This window comes from Pseudomonas sp. AC247 (assembly GCF_979258015.1).
Genome location: NZ_OZ409829.1, coordinates 3,310,002 through 3,327,345 on the forward strand (window position 1 = coordinate 3,310,002; position 17,344 = coordinate 3,327,345).

Annotated in this window: 12 protein-coding genes; 11 read left to right on the top strand and 1 reads right to left on the bottom strand. The window is 56.5% G+C overall.

From position 1 onward, the window contains the following. Nucleotides 1–171 precede the first annotated feature (171 nt). From ACZZ0B_RS14980 to hglS, 6 genes are all read left to right on the top strand, one after another. Nucleotides 172–1,626: a flavin-containing monooxygenase gene (locus tag ACZZ0B_RS14980; RefSeq protein WP_463545617.1), complete on the top strand. Its 1,455-nt coding sequence runs from the start codon at nt 172–174 to the stop codon at nt 1,624–1,626. A 21-nt stretch (nt 1,627–1,647) separates the two neighbouring features. Then, entirely contained in the window at nt 1,648–2,574 is a 927-nt protein-coding gene (locus ACZZ0B_RS14985) for an alpha/beta fold hydrolase (protein ID WP_008082472.1), read from the top strand. A 125-nt stretch (nt 2,575–2,699) separates the two neighbouring features. Next, nucleotides 2,700–4,199 (top strand): glycolate oxidase subunit GlcD, encoded by a 1,500-nt coding sequence (gene glcD, locus ACZZ0B_RS14990; protein ID WP_463545618.1) that lies wholly within the window; start codon nt 2,700–2,702, stop codon nt 4,197–4,199. Further along, the gene (gene glcE / locus ACZZ0B_RS14995; RefSeq protein WP_463545619.1) at nt 4,199–5,248 is read left to right on the top strand and encodes a glycolate oxidase subunit GlcE; all 1,050 of its coding nucleotides are present in this window, start codon (nt 4,199–4,201) and stop codon (nt 5,246–5,248) included. The genes glcD and glcE overlap by 1 nt, the downstream gene beginning before the upstream one ends. A 2-nt stretch (nt 5,249–5,250) precedes the next feature. Next, complete coding sequence (glcF, locus tag ACZZ0B_RS15000; protein ID WP_463545620.1) at nt 5,251–6,471, top strand: glycolate oxidase subunit GlcF; 1,221 nt, start codon at nt 5,251–5,253, stop codon at nt 6,469–6,471. A gap of 88 nt (nt 6,472–6,559) precedes the next feature. Then, complete coding sequence (hglS, locus tag ACZZ0B_RS15005; RefSeq protein WP_463545621.1) at nt 6,560–7,972, top strand: 2-oxoadipate dioxygenase/decarboxylase HglS; 1,413 nt, start codon at nt 6,560–6,562, stop codon at nt 7,970–7,972. 70 nt (nt 7,973–8,042) lie between these two features. On the opposite strand, the gene ACZZ0B_RS15010 is transcribed toward hglS, so the two are convergent. Beyond that, a complete protein-coding gene (locus ACZZ0B_RS15010) occupies nt 8,043–8,720 on the bottom strand; it encodes a type 1 glutamine amidotransferase domain-containing protein (protein ID WP_008082478.1) in 678 nt (225 codons plus the stop codon). Between the two features lie 407 nt (nt 8,721–9,127). Between ACZZ0B_RS15010 and ACZZ0B_RS15015 the strand changes: the two genes are divergently transcribed. The 5 genes from ACZZ0B_RS15015 (at nt 9,128) to ACZZ0B_RS15035 (ending at nt 17,296) form a co-directional block, all read left to right on the top strand. Continuing rightward, nucleotides 9,128–9,643, top strand: a complete 516-nt coding sequence (locus ACZZ0B_RS15015; RefSeq protein ID WP_007919523.1) for an Hcp family type VI secretion system effector — start codon at nt 9,128–9,130, stop codon at nt 9,641–9,643. A gap of 132 nt (nt 9,644–9,775) precedes the next feature. Beyond that, a complete protein-coding gene (locus tag ACZZ0B_RS15020; protein ID WP_463545622.1) occupies nt 9,776–11,824 on the top strand; it encodes a type VI secretion system Vgr family protein in 2,049 nt (682 codons plus the stop codon). After that, complete coding sequence (locus ACZZ0B_RS15025; RefSeq protein ID WP_463545623.1) at nt 11,825–12,697, top strand: DUF4123 domain-containing protein; 873 nt, start codon at nt 11,825–11,827, stop codon at nt 12,695–12,697. Next, the gene (locus ACZZ0B_RS15030) at nt 12,694–16,113 is read left to right on the top strand and encodes a toxin VasX (RefSeq protein ID WP_463545624.1); all 3,420 of its coding nucleotides are present in this window, start codon (nt 12,694–12,696) and stop codon (nt 16,111–16,113) included. Before ACZZ0B_RS15025 ends, ACZZ0B_RS15030 begins: the two co-directional genes overlap by 4 nt. Nucleotides 16,114–16,285: 172 nt before the next feature. Beyond that, nucleotides 16,286–17,296, top strand: a complete 1,011-nt coding sequence (locus ACZZ0B_RS15035) for a DUF6708 domain-containing protein (protein ID WP_463545625.1) — start codon at nt 16,286–16,288, stop codon at nt 17,294–17,296. Nucleotides 17,297–17,344: the final 48 nt, after the last annotated feature.

The following is a 17,344-nucleotide window of genomic DNA, read 5'->3' on the forward strand; positions in this document are numbered from 1 at the left end:
CATGCAGGAGCTGACGAGTGAAACGAGGCTGCGATCTTTTGATCTTGATCCTGGTAAAAAAGATCAAAAGATCGCAGCCTCGTTTCACTCGTCAGCTCCTACACCCCCGCCAAGCGAATATTTGGCTATACATGAAAGGAGCAAAACGGAAAAAAAACTATAAGGAGGCCCATGCAGACTTACCAAGTGTTGATCATCGGCAGCGGCTTTGGCGGCCAATGTGCGGCGGTCAATTTGCTCAAGGCCGGGATCGATGATTTTCGCCTGCTGGAGCGAAGGGATTTCTTCGGCGGCACCTGGTGCCAGAACACCTACCCCGGTGCAGCGGTCGACGTGCCGTCGCCCCTGTATTCGCTATCGTTTGCGCCCTATCGCTGGTCGCAGATGTTCGCCGCACAAGCTGAACTGCAACGATATACCGAGCAGGTGATCGAGCAGTTCGGCCTGCGTGAGCGCGTAGAGTTGCAGGCCGATGTCTTGCGCATCGAGTGGGATGACACAGAAAAGCGCTGGGCCGTGCACACCGCCAGCAAAGGCACTTTCCATGCGCAATTCGTCATCAATGCCAGCGGGCCGTTGAGCCAGCCGGTCATCCCACAAATCCCCGGGCAGGATCGCTTTCAGGGCAAGACATTTCATACAAACAATTGGGATCACAGCTACGACTACCGCGGTAAACGTGTGGCCATCGTGGGCAGCGGCGCCAGCGCTGTGCAGGTGATTCCGACGATTGCGCCGCAGGTCGAGCAACTGCATGTGTTTCAGCGTACGCCGCACTGGGTGTTGCCGCGTGCTGATCGCGTCTTCGGGCGGTTCCAGCGCTGGCTGCTCGGATTGAAACCGGCCTACAAGCTGCTGCGCTGGCTGATCTACTGGCAATTCGAAACGCGGGTGATCGCTTTCAAGTATTCAAAACCGGCGATCCGCATGGTTCAGCGTCAGGCCTTGCGCTTGCTTGAACGTCAGGTACACGACCCGCTGCTGCGGGAAAAACTCACGCCCGACTTCACCATCGGCTGCAAACGGGTGTTGCTCTCCAACACCTATTACCCGGCGCTGACCCGACCCAATGTGACGCTGCACACCCGCGAGCAAGGCATCGCCTCAATCGATGAAAGCGGGATCAATACGCAGGACGGGCAACACCTGGAGGTTGATCTGATCATCTGGTCGACCGGTTACGACGCCACCGACGGGGTAATTTCCTACCCGGTCAGCGGAAAAAACGCCGCGCAGCTCAGAGAGGTCTGGGCCGAGTACCCGCGCGCCTACCTCGGCACCAGCCTGCCGGACTTCCCCAACCTGTTTATCGTCACCGGGCCCAACACCGGAATTGGCCACACCTCGGCGCTGTTCATCATCGAATCGCAGATGAACTACATCATCGACTGCATTCGCACCCTCAAAATCCAGGGCCTGCGCAGCATCGAAGTGCGTCGCGAGGCGGAACGTACCTACACTGCAATGATCCACCGGGAGATGGAACGCACGGTGTGGAAGTCCGGCGGCTGCCACAGTTGGTATCAAAGCAAGAGCGGTCATGTGATCGCGATGTTTCCCGGCTTCAGTTTCAGCTATTACCGGTTGACCCGGGCGCTGAAACCGGCCGACCACATTCTGTCCTGAACACGTAAAAGGAAGACGTCGATGCTTTTGCTGTTTGTCGCCCTCGCGGTTTTCGTGGCCTGGAGCTGGTTGAGTTACCCAGCGGTCGGCCATTGGCTGTATGACCTGAACATGGCCATCGAGGCCAAGTTGTACAAATTGCACAAGATCGAAGTGCCGATCGCCGAGCTGAGTGTTTCGACCTGGCAAGGCGGGCCTTATGAAGCGTCGAGCGCGATTCTGATGCTGCACGGCTACAGCGCCGACAAGAACCTGTGGCTGCGCTGCGCCCGCCATTTCGTCCGCCAGTACCGGGTGATCATTCCGGACCTGCCCGGCCATGGCGAAACCGGCTTCAAGGCCGGCGGTGGCTATGACATCCCGCTGCAGGCCAAGCGCATGATCCAGTTGCTCGACGTGTGTGGCGTGGAGAAAGTCCATGTGATCGGCAACTCCATGGGCGGTTACATCGCGGCATGGCTGGCGGCGACATATCCGGAGCGGATTGCCTCGGTGGCGCTGATCGACCCGGCGGGCGTCACGGCCCCCGAAGTCAGTGACATGGAGCGTCATCTGGCGCGCGGGCATAACCCGTTCCTGATCAATTCCCGCGAGGAGTTTCGCCAGTTTTACGCAATGACCATGGAGTCCCCACCGTGGGTGCCGAGCCTGGTGCTGGACGCCATTGCGCAGCGCTACGAACAGCAGCGTGATGAACTGGAAGAAATCTTCCGCGACTTCCGCGCCAGCCCGCCGATGGAGCCGAAACTGGCCGAAATCAAATGCCCGGCGCTGCTGCTGTGGGGACGCAAGGATCGCTTGATCGACGTCAGCAGCGTACCGGTCTGGAGCAAGGGCATCGCTAATCTGCAGGTCGATGTATGGGATCACGTCGGGCACATGCCGATGGTCGAACAACCGTCGAACACCGCGCGGTTATACCGGCAATTCCTCGGCAACCAACGCTGACCTGAATCCCCTGTAGGAGCTGCCGAAGGCTGCGATCTTTTGATTGTGCTTTTAAGATCAAAAGATCGCAGCCTTCGGCAGCTCCTACAGGGACAGAATTCAGTGGTCGGGATTTTGGGGGTGAAATGAACATTTTGTATGACGAACGCCTCGACGGCCCATTGCCGCAGGTAAACAAAGCCGAACTGTTGAAAACCCTGCAGCAGGCCCTCCCGGATCTCGACATCCTCTGGCGCGAGGAGGAACTCAAACCCTACGAATGCGACGGCCTCTCGGCCTACCGCACCACACCGATGCTGGTCGCCCTGCCCCGGCGGCTGGAGCAAGTGCAAACCTTGCTTACGCTCTGCCACAAGCACCACGTCCCGGTGGTCGCCCGTGGTGCCGGCACCGGACTGTCCGGCGGCGCCTTACCGTTGGAACAAGGCCTGCTGCTGGTGATGGCGCGCTTCAACAATATTCTGCACATCGACCCCGCCGCCCGCACCGCGCGGGTCCAGCCGGGCGTGCGCAACCTGGCGATCTCCCAGGCGGCGGCCGCTTTCGGGCTGTATTACGCGCCGGACCCATCGTCGCAAATCGCCTGCTCGATTGGCGGCAACGTCGCGGAAAACGCCGGCGGCGTGCATTGCCTCAAATACGGCTTGACCGTGCACAACCTGCTGAAAATCGAAGTGCTGACCATCGAAGGCGAACGCCTGACCTTGGGTTCCGACGCCCTCGATTCAGCAGGTTTCGATTTGCTGGCGTTGTTCACCGGTTCCGAAGGGTTGCTGGGGATCATCACCGAAGTCACGGTCAAACTGCTGCCCAAACCGCAGGTGGCAAAAGTGCTGCTGGCCAGTTTCGATTCGGTGGAAAAGGCTGGCCGCGCGGTCGCCGAAATCATCGCCGCCGGGATCATTCCCGGTGGCCTGGAGATGATGGACAACCTCGCCATCCGTGCCGCCGAAGACTTTATCCACGCCGGTTACCCGGTCGATGCCGAGGCGATTCTGCTGTGCGAACTCGATGGCGTCGAAGCCGATGTCCACGATGATTGTCAGCGGGTACGCGAAGTGATGAACCTCGCCGGCGCCACTGAAGTGCGCCAGGCTCGCGACGAGGCCGAGCGCGTGCGCTTCTGGGCCGGTCGCAAAAACGCCTTCCCGGCCATCGGGCGTCTGTCGCCGGACTATTACTGCATGGACGGCACCATCCCGCGCCGCGAATTGCCCGGCGTCCTGCAAGGCATCGCTCGCCTCGGTGAGGAATACGGTTTGCGCGTGGCCAATGTGTTCCATGCCGGTGACGGCAACATGCACCCGCTGATTCTGTTCGACGCCAACCAACCCGGCGAACTGCAGCGCGCGGAAGCCTTGGGCGGCAAGATTCTTGAGTTGTGCGTGCAGGTGGGTGGCAGCATTACCGGCGAGCACGGCGTGGGACGGGAGAAAATCAATCAGATGTGCGCGCAGTTCAACAGCGACGAACTGAGCCTGTTCCATGCGGTAAAAGCCGCCTTCGATCCGCAGGGCTTGCTCAACCCCGGCAAGAACATCCCGACCCTGCACCGCTGCGCCGAATTCGGCGCCATGCACATTCATGCCGGGCAACTGCCCTTCCCCGAACTGGAGCGTTTCTGATGGCTGACGTCGATGCCGCCGACGCCCTGCTCGAGCAGGTCAACGAGGCGCGGGCCAATGCCACGCCGCTGAAGATCCAGGGCGGTAACAGCAAAGCGTTCCTCGGCCGCGAAGTGGCCGGTGAAGTGCTCGACCTCCGAGCCCATCGCGGCATCGTCCGGTATGAACCGACCGAACTGGTGGTCAGCGTGCGCGCCGGCACGCCGCTGTCAGAGCTGCTCGCGGCATTGGACGCCAGCGGGCAGATGCTGCCGTGCGAGCCGCCTTCGTTTGCCGATGGCGCCACGGTCGGCGGCATGATCGCCACGGGGTTGTCAGGGCCGCGCCGGCCATGGTCGGGTTCGGTTCGCGATTTCGTCCTCGGCACACGGGTGATCACCGGCCTCGGCCAGCATTTGCGTTTCGGCGGTGAGGTGATGAAAAACGTTGCCGGTTACGACCTGTCGCGACTGCTCGCCGGCAGCTTCGGCTGTCTCGGCGTGCTCACCGAAGTCTCGTTGAAAGTCCTGCCCAAACCCCGTCAGTGCCTGAGCATTCGCCTGGACATCGATTGCGCACGAGCGCTGGCCAAACTGGCCGAGTGGGGCCAGCAACCGTTGCCGATCAGCGCGGCGTGCCACGATGGCAACAGTCTGTATCTGCGTCTTGAGGGCGGCGAAGGCTCAGTCACAGCGGCGCATCAACGGCTCGGCGGTGAGCCACTCGATTCACGGTTCTGGCGCGATTTGAATGAGCACCGCCTGAGCTTTTTCGATGAAGGCCTGCCGCTCTGGCGCCTGTCGCTGCCAAACAATCTCGGGCCACTGGATCTGCCCGGCGAGCAGTTGATCGACTGGGCCGGTGCGCAACGCTGGCTGAAATCCTCCAGCGACGATATTCATACCCTCGCCCAGTCTTTCGGCGGCCATGCCACCTGCTTCACTCACGGCGCGAGCGAGCACCCGTTTCAGCCATTGCCCGCGACGCTGTTGCGCTACCACCGGCAACTCAAGGCGCAACTCGACCCACAAGGGCTGTTCAACCCCGGCCGGATGTACGCGGAGTTTTAGCCATGCAAACCACCCTCAGCGAGCAATCCCGCCAATTGCCCCGCGCCGCCGAGGCGGAAAAGATCCTGCGCACTTGTGTGCATTGCGGCTTTTGCAACGCAACGTGCCCGACCTATCAATTGCTCGGCGACGAACTCGACGGCCCGCGCGGGCGCATCTATCTGATCAAGCAAGTGCTCGAAGGCGCACCGGCGACTGTGCAGACCCAACTGCATCTGGATCGCTGCCTGTCGTGTCGCAATTGCGAAACCACCTGCCCGTCCGGCGTCGATTACCACAACCTGCTCGACATTGGCCGCGCGGTGGTCGATCAGGCGGTGCCGCGCCCGGCCGCCCAGCGCCTGCTGCGTGAAGGCTTACGCGCGTTGGCGTCGAATCCGCAGTTGTTCAAAGGTTTGCTGCGTATCGGCAGCACGTTTCGGCCGCTGCTGCCACGATTGATAGAAAGCAAACTGCCGCAGCACTTGCCGGCTAACGGCTCTCGCCCCGCCCCTCGGCATGCGCGCCGGGTATTGCTGCTCGAAGGTTGCGTGCAGCCCGGTTTGTCACCGAACACCAATGACGCGACCGCGCGTGTTCTTGATCGTCTGGGCATCAGCGTCACGCCAGTGGCCGAGGCTGGCTGTTGCGGTGCGCTCGATTATCACCTCGACGCGCAAGCCAAAGGCCTCGACCGCGCTCGGCAGAACATCGACGCCTGGTGGCCGCACCTGCAAAACGGCGCCGAGGCCATTGTGCAAACGGCCAGCGGCTGTGGCGCGTTCATCAAGGATTACGGGCATTTGCTGGCGGACGATCCGGCCTACGCATCGAAAGCCCAGCGCATCAGCGAAATGACCCTGGATCTGGTGCAAATACTCGCCCGCGAGCCGCTGGAACAGCTGTGCGCCGCCAGTGAACGGCGCATCGCCGTGCATTGCCCGTGCACCTTGCAGCACGCGTTGAAACTCGGCGGCGCCGTCGAAGCGCTGCTGAGCCGAATCGGCTTCAACCTCACCGCCGTGCCCGACGGGCATTTGTGTTGCGGCTCGGCGGGCACCTATTCGCTGACGCAACCGGTGCTGGCCCGACAACTGCGCGACAACCGCCTCAATGCGCTGGAAAGCGGCGGGCCGCAATTGATCGTCACCTCCAACATCGGGTGCCAGAGTCATCTGGCCAGCGCCAGACGAACGCCCGTGGTGCACTGGATCGAACTGGTGGATCAGTCGTTGGCAGAATGAAGTCCGTAGGATTCTTCGTTTGCCGGCGTGGGCGAAGGCTGCGATCTTTTCTGCCATCCCATACGTGACCGTGGCAGGAATTTTTTTCATGAGCGTGCAGCCTTTCGTCAGCCCCGACCTGATCCGTCAACGCTTCTCCAAAGCGATGTCCGACATGTACCGCGAAGAAGTGCCGCTGTACGGCGCGCTGATGGCGCTGGTGGAGCAGACCAATCGCCAGGTTCTCGACCGTGAGCCACAGATCGCCCGGCAGTTGCACAGCACGGGAGAGATCGAGCGGCTGGACATGGAGCGCCATGGCGCGATCCGCGTCGGCACCGCGAGCGAACTCGCCACCCTCGCCCGCCTGTTTGCGGTGATGGGCATGCAACCGGTGGGTTATTACGACCTGACACCGGCAGGTGTGCCGGTGCACTCCACAGCGTTTCGCGCCGTGCATGAGCAGGCGTTGCAGGTCAGTCCGTTCCGGGTGTTTACCTCGCTGTTGCGTCTGGAGCTGATTGAAGATCCGCAACTGCGCGCATTTGCTGAATCGGTGTTGGCCAAGCGGTCGATCTTCACCCCGGCAGCGCTGCGCCTGATCGCCCAGGCCGAAACGGCCGGCGGCCTGAATGAAACCGAAGCCGGGGAATTTGTCCTGCAGGCACTGGAGACTTTTCGCTGGCACCACAGCGCCACCGTCACCGCCGCGCAATACCAGACGCTCAGTGCCCAGCACCGCTTGATCGCCGACGTAGTGGCGTTCAAAGGCCCGCACATCAATCACCTGACGCCGCGCACGCTGGACATCGACAGCGTTCAGGAGCAGATGCCGGCCCATGGCATCACGCCGAAAGCAGTCATCGAAGGTCCGCCACGGCGACAATTCCCCATCCTGCTGCGCCAGACCAGTTTCAAGGCACTGGACGAGCCGATCGCGTTCACCGATCAAGGTATCGATCAAGGTGTCGATCAATGTAAGAACCGTGGCAGCCACAGCGCGCGTTTCGGTGAAATCGAACAACGTGGCGCGGCGCTGACGCCCAAGGGCCGTGCGCTGTACGACCTGTTATTGAATGCCGCCCGCGAAGCGCTGGGCACATTTCCCAACGAAGCAAACGCCGCACACTACAACGCGCTGATGGCTGAGCACTTTGGCGAATTCCCTGACAGCATCGAAGGCATGCGTGACCAAGGGCTGGCGTATTTCCGCTATTTCGTTACGGAAAAAGGCCTGGCCGCAGGCAGTCTGGGCGAGGTGCCGCTGGAAGATTTATTGCGCGATGGCTACGTGAAAGCTGAACCGCTGGTGTACGAAGATTTCCTGCCGGTGAGTGCGGCGGGGATTTTTCAGTCAAACCTTGGGGACGCTGCGCAGACGCACTATGGCGAACACTCCAACCGCCAGGCCTTCGAACAGGCGCTGGGCCGCTCGACCATTGATGAGCTGGGCTTGTACGCCGAAACGCAGCAACGTTCCCTCGAAGAGTGCGTCAAAACCCTGTCTGCTCAACTGACCTGAAAACCAATAAATATCCCTGTGGTGAGGGGATTTATCCCATCACCACAAATCTCCTCAGCACAGAGATTATTCAGCGCAATCTCGAAAGCAGCGCAAACGCCGTCTCTTCCGACGAGGCCGGATTTTGCCCCGTCAGCAGCAACCCATCCTCGCGGGTATAACTCGACCAATCCGCGCCTTTCGAGAAAATTCCGCCCTTGGCCTTGAGCTCGTCCTCGACCAGAAACGGCACCACATTCGTCAACTGCACCGCCTCTTCCTCGCTGTTGGTAAACCCGGTCACCTGCTTACCCTTGACCAGCGGCTGACCATCGGCGCCTTTGGCATGGCGCAGCACACCCGGCGCATGACACACCGCCGCCACCGGTTTGCCCGCGTTGTAAAACGCTTCGATCAGCGCAATCGAATGGCGATCCTCGGCCAGATCCCACAACGGCCCGTGGCCGCCCGGATAGAACACTGCGTCGAAATCTGCAGCCTTCACCGTCTCCAGCTTGACTGTCGAAGCCAGCGCCGACTGCGCGGCAGAATCCTTGCGAAAACGCTCGGTCGCAGCAGTCTGCGCATCCGGCTCGTCACTTTTCGGGTCCAGTGGCGGCTGACCGCCCTTGGGCGACGCCAACGTCAGTTGTGCGCCAGCATCCTTGAACACGTAGTACGGGGCGGCGAACTCCTCCAGCCAGAAGCCGGTTTTCTTGCCGGTGTCGCCCAATTGATCGTGGGAGGTCAGAACCATCAGAATTTTCATGTCGGTCTCACTCGGTTTGAGGAAAGGTCAGACGCACTTTTACAGATGTCAGTGATTGACCTTGATCGACGACGAATCGTTTCAATTTGCCGAATGATGGCACACAGCCATTGTGCGCAAGAAGTTGCGCACTTGTTTTCGACTTCCACCTATCAACTGCTCTACAGCCCACGTCCCACGTGGCCTGCAGACGAGTGCGCAAGAAGTTGCGCAGTACTGCGCAACTTCTTGCGCACTTTTACCCTCTTTCGCCTGCCAAAAAACTGCAAAGCCGCAGGCTATAGCAGTCTAACCCCCGGCTGCCGGGGACTTGGCAAAAGCTGGCACGGTCCTTGATAACAGTCAGGCACCCACCGGGCGATTTCGCCTCCCGGGCACCTTAAATTATTCCGCAAGGAGAGCACCCCATGGCAACACCAGCGTACATGTCGGTTACCGGCGAAAAACAAGGCCTGATCACTGCAGGCGCATTCACCGCTGACTCCGTAGGCAACACCTACCAGGAAGGCCACGAAGACCAGGTGATGGTTCAGGCTTTCAGCCACGACGTGATCATCCCGCGTGACCCACAATCCGGTCAGCCAACCGGCCAACGCGTGCACAAGCCAGTTGTGATCACCAAGGTCTACGACAAGGCTTCGCCGCTGCTGCAAGCTGCTCTGACTTCGGGCGAGCGCATGAGCGAAATCGTTATCCAGTGGTTCCGTACTTCGGCTCAAGGTACTCAAGAGCACTACTACACCACCAAACTGGAAGACGCGATCATCGTCGCCATCAACAACAAAATGCACAACTGCCAGGATCCAGGCAACTCGCACTTCACCCACCTGGAAGAAGTGCAGTTCACCTACCGTAAAATCACCTGGACCCACGAAGTATCCGGTACTTCGGGTTCCGATGACTGGCGTGCTCCAGTCGTTTAATTACGGCTGATCGTTACAAACATCGGCCAGCTCTGCTGGTCGATGTTGTTTACGCCCCTCCAGAATTTCGCGTACGTTGACCCGCTTTCGCGGCCGTCGACGAGCGCCGCTGTACAGCACGAGGAACAACGGATGTTCGCGCCGGCCAATGAAACCCACTTTGCCCTGACCATCGAAGGTCTCCCCGCCGACTTTCAGGTGTTTACCCTGCAAGGCCGGGAAGCCATCAGCCAGCCCTTCGTGTTCGAGGTGGAACTGGTCAGTGAAAAACCGTCGCTGGACCTCGAAACCCTCCTGCACAAACCGGCCTTCCTGCAACTGTCGCCCGACGGCAGCGGCATCCACGGCCAGATCTACCGCGCCGCGCAGGGCGACTCGGGCAAACGCCTGACGCGTTATTCGCTGACCCTGCGCCCGCAACTGGCGTACCTCGCGCACCGCATCAACCAGCGCATCTTCCAGAACCTCAGCGTGCCGAAAATCATCAGCCAGGTGCTGGAAGAACACGGCATCCAGGGCAATGCCTACGCCTTTCAGACCGGCGCGGTCTACCCCGAGCGCATCTACTGCGTGCAATACGACGAATCGGATCTGCACTTCATCCAGCGCCTGTGCGAAGAAGAAGGCATTCACTACCACTTCCAGCACAGCGCCACGGCGCACAAACTGATCTTCGGCGATGACCAGACGGTGTTCCCGAAACTTCAGCCCGTGGCCTACCAGCAAGATTCCGGCATGGTCGCCAGCGACCCGGTGATCAAGCGCTTCGACCTGCGCCTGGAAACCCGCACCAGCCGCACCACGCGCCGCGATTACGACTTCGAAAAACCGCGCCTCACCCTCGAAAGCGAACACCGTGGCGACGCCCTGCCCGACCTTGAGGATTACGACTACCCCGGCCGCTTCGTCGACCGCGCGCGCGGCAAACACCTGGCCAAACGCGCCCTCGAACGCCACCGCAGCGACTTCCAGCTGGCCGAAGGCAAAAGCGATCAACCGTTGCTGGTCAGCGGCCATTTCCTCGCGCTCACCGCGCACCCGAAAGCCAAGTGGAACGACCTCTGGCTGCTCACCGAAATCCACCACGAAGGCAAACAGCCGCAAGTGCTGGAAGAATCGGTGACCAGCGACACCACCGCACTCAAAGACGATTTCCACCAGGGCTACCGCAACCGCTTCCAGGCCACGCCGTGGGACGTACCCAACCGCCCGCCCCTGCGCCACGCCAAATCGCGCATCCTCGGCAGCCAGAGCGCCGTGGTCACCGGCCCCAAAGGCGAAGAAATCCACTGCGACGAATACGGCCGCGTCAAAGTCCAGTTCCACTGGGACCGCGAAGGCCAGGCCGACGACAAAACCAGCTGCTGGCTGCGCGTCTCCAGCGCCTGGGCCGGCGCCCAATACGGCGGCATCGCCATCCCGCGCATCGGCATGGAAGTGCTGGTCACCTTCCTTGAAGGCGACCCCGACCAACCGCTGATCAGCGGCTGCCTGTACCACAAGGAAAACACCGTCCCGTATGCACTGCCGGCGAACAAGACCCGCAGCACGTTCAAGACCCTGAGCTCGATGGGTGGCGGCGGGTACAACGAACTGCGCATCGAGGACAAGAAAGGTCAGGAGCAGATTTACCTGCACGCCCAGCGCGATTGGGATGAAAACATCGAGCACGACCAGAAAATTCGGGTCGGCAATGAGCGTCACGATACGGTTGAGAAGAACAGCTACACCGAGTTCAAAGCTGAAGAACATCACACGGTTTATGAAGACCGTAAAGTTGAAGCGCAGGCCAATGACCACCTGACGGTTGGGGTGAATCAGCACGTCAAGATTGGTACTGGGCAGTTCATGGATGCGGGGCAGGAAATTCACCTCAGCAGCGGCATGAAAGTGGTGATGGAGGCTGGTGCGGAACTGACGCTGATTGGTGGTGGAAGTTTTATCAAGATTGATGCTGGTGGGGTGACTCTGAGCGGGCCGGTGATCAACATCAACTCTGGTGGTGGGCCGGGAAGCGGCACGGGGGCGGCGCCGTTGTTGCCGGGGCCGTTGAAGCAGGCGGATGCGGATAAGGCTGGGCAGCTGTTGGTGCCGGCGCAGCGGCAGGCGTTGATGCAGAAGAAGCCGATTTGTGCGGTGTGTGAAGCCGCCAAACTCGCAGCGCAAAAGGTTGAAAAATAAATGAATGAGTTACCGCCACTCCCGAATGACTTGCCTTGGAAGCTACCGGCCTATTTGCTGCTGGACGGAGTCAGCGTTCCGAATCTGGCGCAACGACTTTACCAATGGGATAACCCGGCCTACAGCCTTTACCAAACCACACGTTGGCAAGAGCTATCAGATATTTCGCCCTATCTGATCGCCCTTAAAGGCGCTAGCGATCCACTTCTGGCGCACTTCAAGGACAATGCTGCGTTTGAATGGGGCTATCTGTTGTTCAGTGATGCTGATATCCATAAATTATGGGATCACTGGCGCAGTCTTCTAACTGTGGAGCATCCAAGCGGTGTGGAGGTCATGCCCCGAATTGCAGATCCGGCAGTCATGCACCAACTGTTCGGAATAGCAGAGGAAGCACGCAGCGCCCGTTGGTTCGGGCCATTCTCACATGCCTGCTTACCTGACTGCGTAGAGGGTAAATGGCGTCAACACAAGCGACCAGATCCTGCCAACGCCGAACCACAAACCTACCGGTTGACGGATTCAGAACTAACCGCCTTGGGTGAAGTAGAGTTCCGTAATTTCGTCTCTGAGCTGAATGAACATCTGCAAAATTACTTCCCAGACTTTATGTCATCTTTTGTAGAGCCAGAACGTCGCAAGTACGCACAAAAAATCGCAGATGACGCCTATCAGCAAGGGTTTGCTTCTGAACAGGAAATAACTCTTTATGCGAATATTTTCGGGTATCTAGCCGGTGAGCCGGTAACTGACCATCCCGATATCTTTCACCTGTTGACGGAGTCAACACCGGAGGCGCCATTGAAGCGTCTTGAGCGAGCAGCCGAATTGGCTGAGCGCCTTGCCATCGATCGACAAGGAAGCCCATCGTGACTACCCAACAACCGCCAAAACTCAGCCCTAATACCGCCGCCATGGCCAAGAGCGCAAAGGATACCCGGGCCCCTATGGGTGAGTGTCAATTGGCAAAGAAAAAAGTACAGTTACTGCCGCTGCGTTTTGGACTTGTTGAGTATCTCGATCCGAAGACAGAGCTGGCCATGCCATTTCAGACAAAAAGCCAGCCACTTGGCGTCCGGCTGTTACGCGACGGCTACTTGTACATCATCGACGGCACTACCGGTTACCTGCACGAATACCGCGTTGAAAAAGGGCAAATCACCAAGCTCCTTTGGAACAACCAAGAAGTATCAGGCGATACACGAACCAGTTCCGTTGGTGAGCCGCACCTGGTTTTTCCTCGAAATCATGCGTTGTATGCCAGTTATTCGGAAATCCAATGGACGGCTTTCAAGTGCTCACAAGTACTTAAATCCAAGGATGAGCGAAAGCGCTTGATGCAGGCAATTGATCTGGCGAGTGCCTGCCCTGAAAAGGGTGGCGAAAGTCTGCTGAGCACGTTACAGGCAAAAAAATGGCTGGCAGAGGTTGCTGAGAATGAATCTCGAGCAAAGGCCCTTCCGGAGGGTGCCGACCCAGAAGAGAACAAACCCTACAATTGGGAATATGAGCCGCTCTTCCAAAATACGGCGATAGAAACGCTCACCAGCAAGGTACAGGGCCCGTATAAAGATGATTACCTGTTTCTGGTGCTACGTGATGACATTGGTGTAATGCGCGATCTGGCCAGCGCACAGTTGAAAGTGGCTGATTGGATTGGAAAGTGGAGTGCTGACGATAAGTGTCAGGCGCAGTACCTTAGCGGCTCCTACATTCAGTCGCTGTATGACGTAAATGCGTCTCGACTGTCAGCCCTGAGCAATACGGATCCAAACGTCAAAGCCCTAAAAAATGAAACGACCGAGCAACAGCAGTCAAAAATATACGACTATTTGAAGGCCCGTCGCGACCATCGTGACCCAGGTGTGTACGGTGACGAAGCTAACTGGAGAAGGGCCGCTCAGACCAATCCTTACGCCAAAGCTTTTATCGATATGACCGATGCGATGGGGCAAACGCTTTATCGTAAGCACGAAAGCACAATCAATACGCTAAGTCTCCAAACTTGGGAGGCCTTACATGGAAAGGATCTAGGCCAGCGCGGTATCGAACAGCTGATCCAGCGGGACGAAATGGAAACATTTGTTACCCGCCAGCAAAACCTGCTGAGCCATTGGCAAAAACGCTTAAAAAAAATACGCGAAGATCGTCTGACCATGTTCTCAGGCGGACTGTTCCATCGTTCTGCGTGGTATTACGACTTCCACGTTGACGCACAAATTGAACACCGTTTAAAAACCGAGTTCCTCTGCGTTTCAGCGATTTGTCCAGATCGGGAAGCAGTTGAAAAACTTGCTATCTACATGGAGGCTAACTTACTGACCGTTGTACCTGGACTCGACACGCTAAACTTGTTCGCCCAGATCGACATCGCAAAGAAACTAGTTGATTTGAGCAGCTTAGCTATGAACGCGCTGTCTGCCAAGGAAAACCTAGCCAACATTGAGATACTGTCTAATCAGTTCCACAGCTTAATGGCAAAAAGTCTTCCTAATTACGAAAAAATAAATACTAAATTTTCGGGATTGCAAAGCATGCTAACTGAGGCGTACAGTCCAGCCCTACAATTGAGAGCTGCGGATCAGTTAGAAAAGGCTCATGAGTCATTCAAAAGAATGCAGAATGTTGACCCAAACAGCTACATCCGCAGTATCGGCAGCCCAGCGCGCTTAAAATTACTTCACGAATTTTCCAGCAAAGGGCTCACGCTTCGCGCGGCCAACGCCACTGAAATAGCGTCCTACAATCACGCACGTGATCTATCGTTAAATTTTCGCAGTCAACTAAGCGAAGCCTACAAACTCCGCAATCGCGCACTCATGCTACAAGCTTCCGACCCCTCTCTAGCAGGCAGCGAAGTTGTACACCAACAACGTATCGACCAGCTAAAATTGCAACTTTTACCTTTGGAAGAAAAACTGAGTAATGCACTAGTTGTTGGTAGTAACAGTCCAGCCCAGATTGGTACTATTGTAGATGGTCTAGATCCGCAGCTTCGAGTCGAAATGGACAGGACGGTTCGAGACTTCCGAGCTACAGGGACTTATAAAAAACCCATTCTAGGCGCTTTAAAGTCAAAAGGAGATCACCTTGCTTTAGGATTATTTATTATACAAGGTAAAAAATTCATTGAAGCGATGAGCGCCGTGAACAAGAAGGCGGTTCCTTCGACTTCTGACTGGTGGGCACTCTTTGAGGCAGTTGTAGGTATGTCCGGCGCAGGATTTGCGATGATTCAGGGTCTATCGGTTACGATATTCCAAGCCCACCTCGAAGAGATGAGCAGTGCGGCAGGCAAACTAAACACGATGACTCGCTTGGGACAGTGGACAGGGATCGCAGGTGTCGGAGCCTTCGGATTTGGTTTAATATCTGCGTCGATCGACTTAAGCAAACACTCCTTGCAGTGGGGCAAAGCCTATGGCGAAGGAGACTACAAAGCTCTGGGAGCCTCAACGCTTCAAATTAGCGGAGACGCAATACTGATTGGCACAAACACCTACGGGCTCAAGCATACAACCTCTATTGTAAGAACTGTAATGAAAGCGCCGACGGAAATACGAGCTATTGCTTGGGCAGATGCAAGTCCAAGGCTACTATCCATCGGAACAAAAGCTAATGTGATCGGCTTAATTGGTACTGCCTTACAACTGCTTGGTGAAGGCCTATACAATTACTTTAATTTAGACGATTTGCAAAAATGGATGGAGTCCAGTGCTTGGGGAAATAACAGCAAACAACGAAATGCACAAGACGAGTGGAGCGAACTGGCAAAAATCGTTCAAAAACCTACCTGCGAATTCATTCGCGATAAAAAAGAAACCTATTTAAAGCTAACTCTTCCAGGTATCACGACCAAGGAAATGGATAATCGTCAGTTACAACTTCTGGCGTATCAGCAGGTTCGAGATACTCCCATGCGAGGAGCTTATAACCCCAATCTTCCGCCTTTGCGCTGGAGTGACAATACGGCATTGTGGTCTACGCGCTTTATTGTCACCAGCAAAGAAAAGGAAGCACTCACACTTCATTTACCTATCAGCAACTCATTGCAAAACTCAGATTTCGCCCTTGCCATTAATATTGGATATCAATTGGAAGCCGAGCGGGATTTAATGCATCGCACCTGCTTTATTCTAAAAGATCTCCGTATCCTTACCAGCCACGGAGTAAGGGTTCCAACGATCGGGGCGTATATGCTTGAATCTACCGATACCATGCCGCCAAACACAGGCAAAGGGATTTTCAAATCACTTAAAAAAGAAGAGTTGGCGATTATCGATGTCTAAAAAAATCCGAAATCGACGAAGTGATATTGACAACCTACCTTCTCAAACATTTCTTCATTCTCCGCCGTGCGCTGGAGAAACACGTACAGAGGGTTTGACCGAGACTTTATTCCTTGCTCCTCTACCCGTCTACACAGGTCAGCCCCCAGCATCGAGTCGAATTTTTTCGGAAATGAATGGCACCTACCTAGAATTGGGTGGTAATAATAATGGAGTTGTAGCACAGGGTAAGATACTTGCCGCCCTGATTTGGATGGCTTTAACTACAGCATTCATAGCGCCCGTTATCCTTTGTACGTGGCTAGTTGCTTTCAGCCCACCCGAAATCGAACGTAGATTTCCCGATATAATAGGAGATGCCTTGCAAGTCTTCACCACGGGATCTCTACTATTCATTCTACCAATTGGCGTCTACATATATGGAATACTTTCTGGAATTCGCCATTCTGCAAAAAGCTATCCGGTCCGCTTCAATCGAGAGCGGCGTGAAGTATGCTACGTCGACAAAAGCACTAAGAGAGTTCTAATAACTCCGTGGGAAAATGTTGCTGCTTGGATTTCCAACACTCAAGGAATAACAAGTTACGGCGCCACTCGTCAATATTCATTTGGAATAGGCCTCAAAGATAGCGAACAAGACAAAATATTGTTTTTCCTCATCCCTCAACCCAGTGATGCTCATGCATTAGGGATGTGGACATCAATTCGCAATTACATGGAGGACGGCGTACTCGTAGATACACCGAACCCGATGCTGGCGGCTTTGGGGCTACCCCCTACTGAAAGTCGACTAAAACCCTACGAAGGGCTACATACATTTGAAGTCGAACGTGATGACGCTCGGTGGATGTGTAATATGAAAGATGAAGGCGCGGACCTCTCAGATAAAGAGCGTGAACATTACGGCTACCCTAAGCGCACACCCTGGCCACTACGCCGCTGGTATATGTGGCGAGTCCTAAGTTTTTGGAAAATGCCATATATGCTGGCTGAATGGGCCCACCGCGCAGGACGCCCTGCTTTACCGGAGAAGGTAACAACTTGGTCAAATCCACTGCCTGAAGACCATTGGGCTAAACCAAGTCCAGCTTTAGTAAAAGCCAACGGGGTTATAAAAGAAGCAATGGATAAAAAAGGAGCTACGTTTATCGAAGCATGCAAGTGTGCAGGGTTTCATCCATGAAGAAATGCACACTCAATACCATCATCTTATATACGAATAGGAAGATTT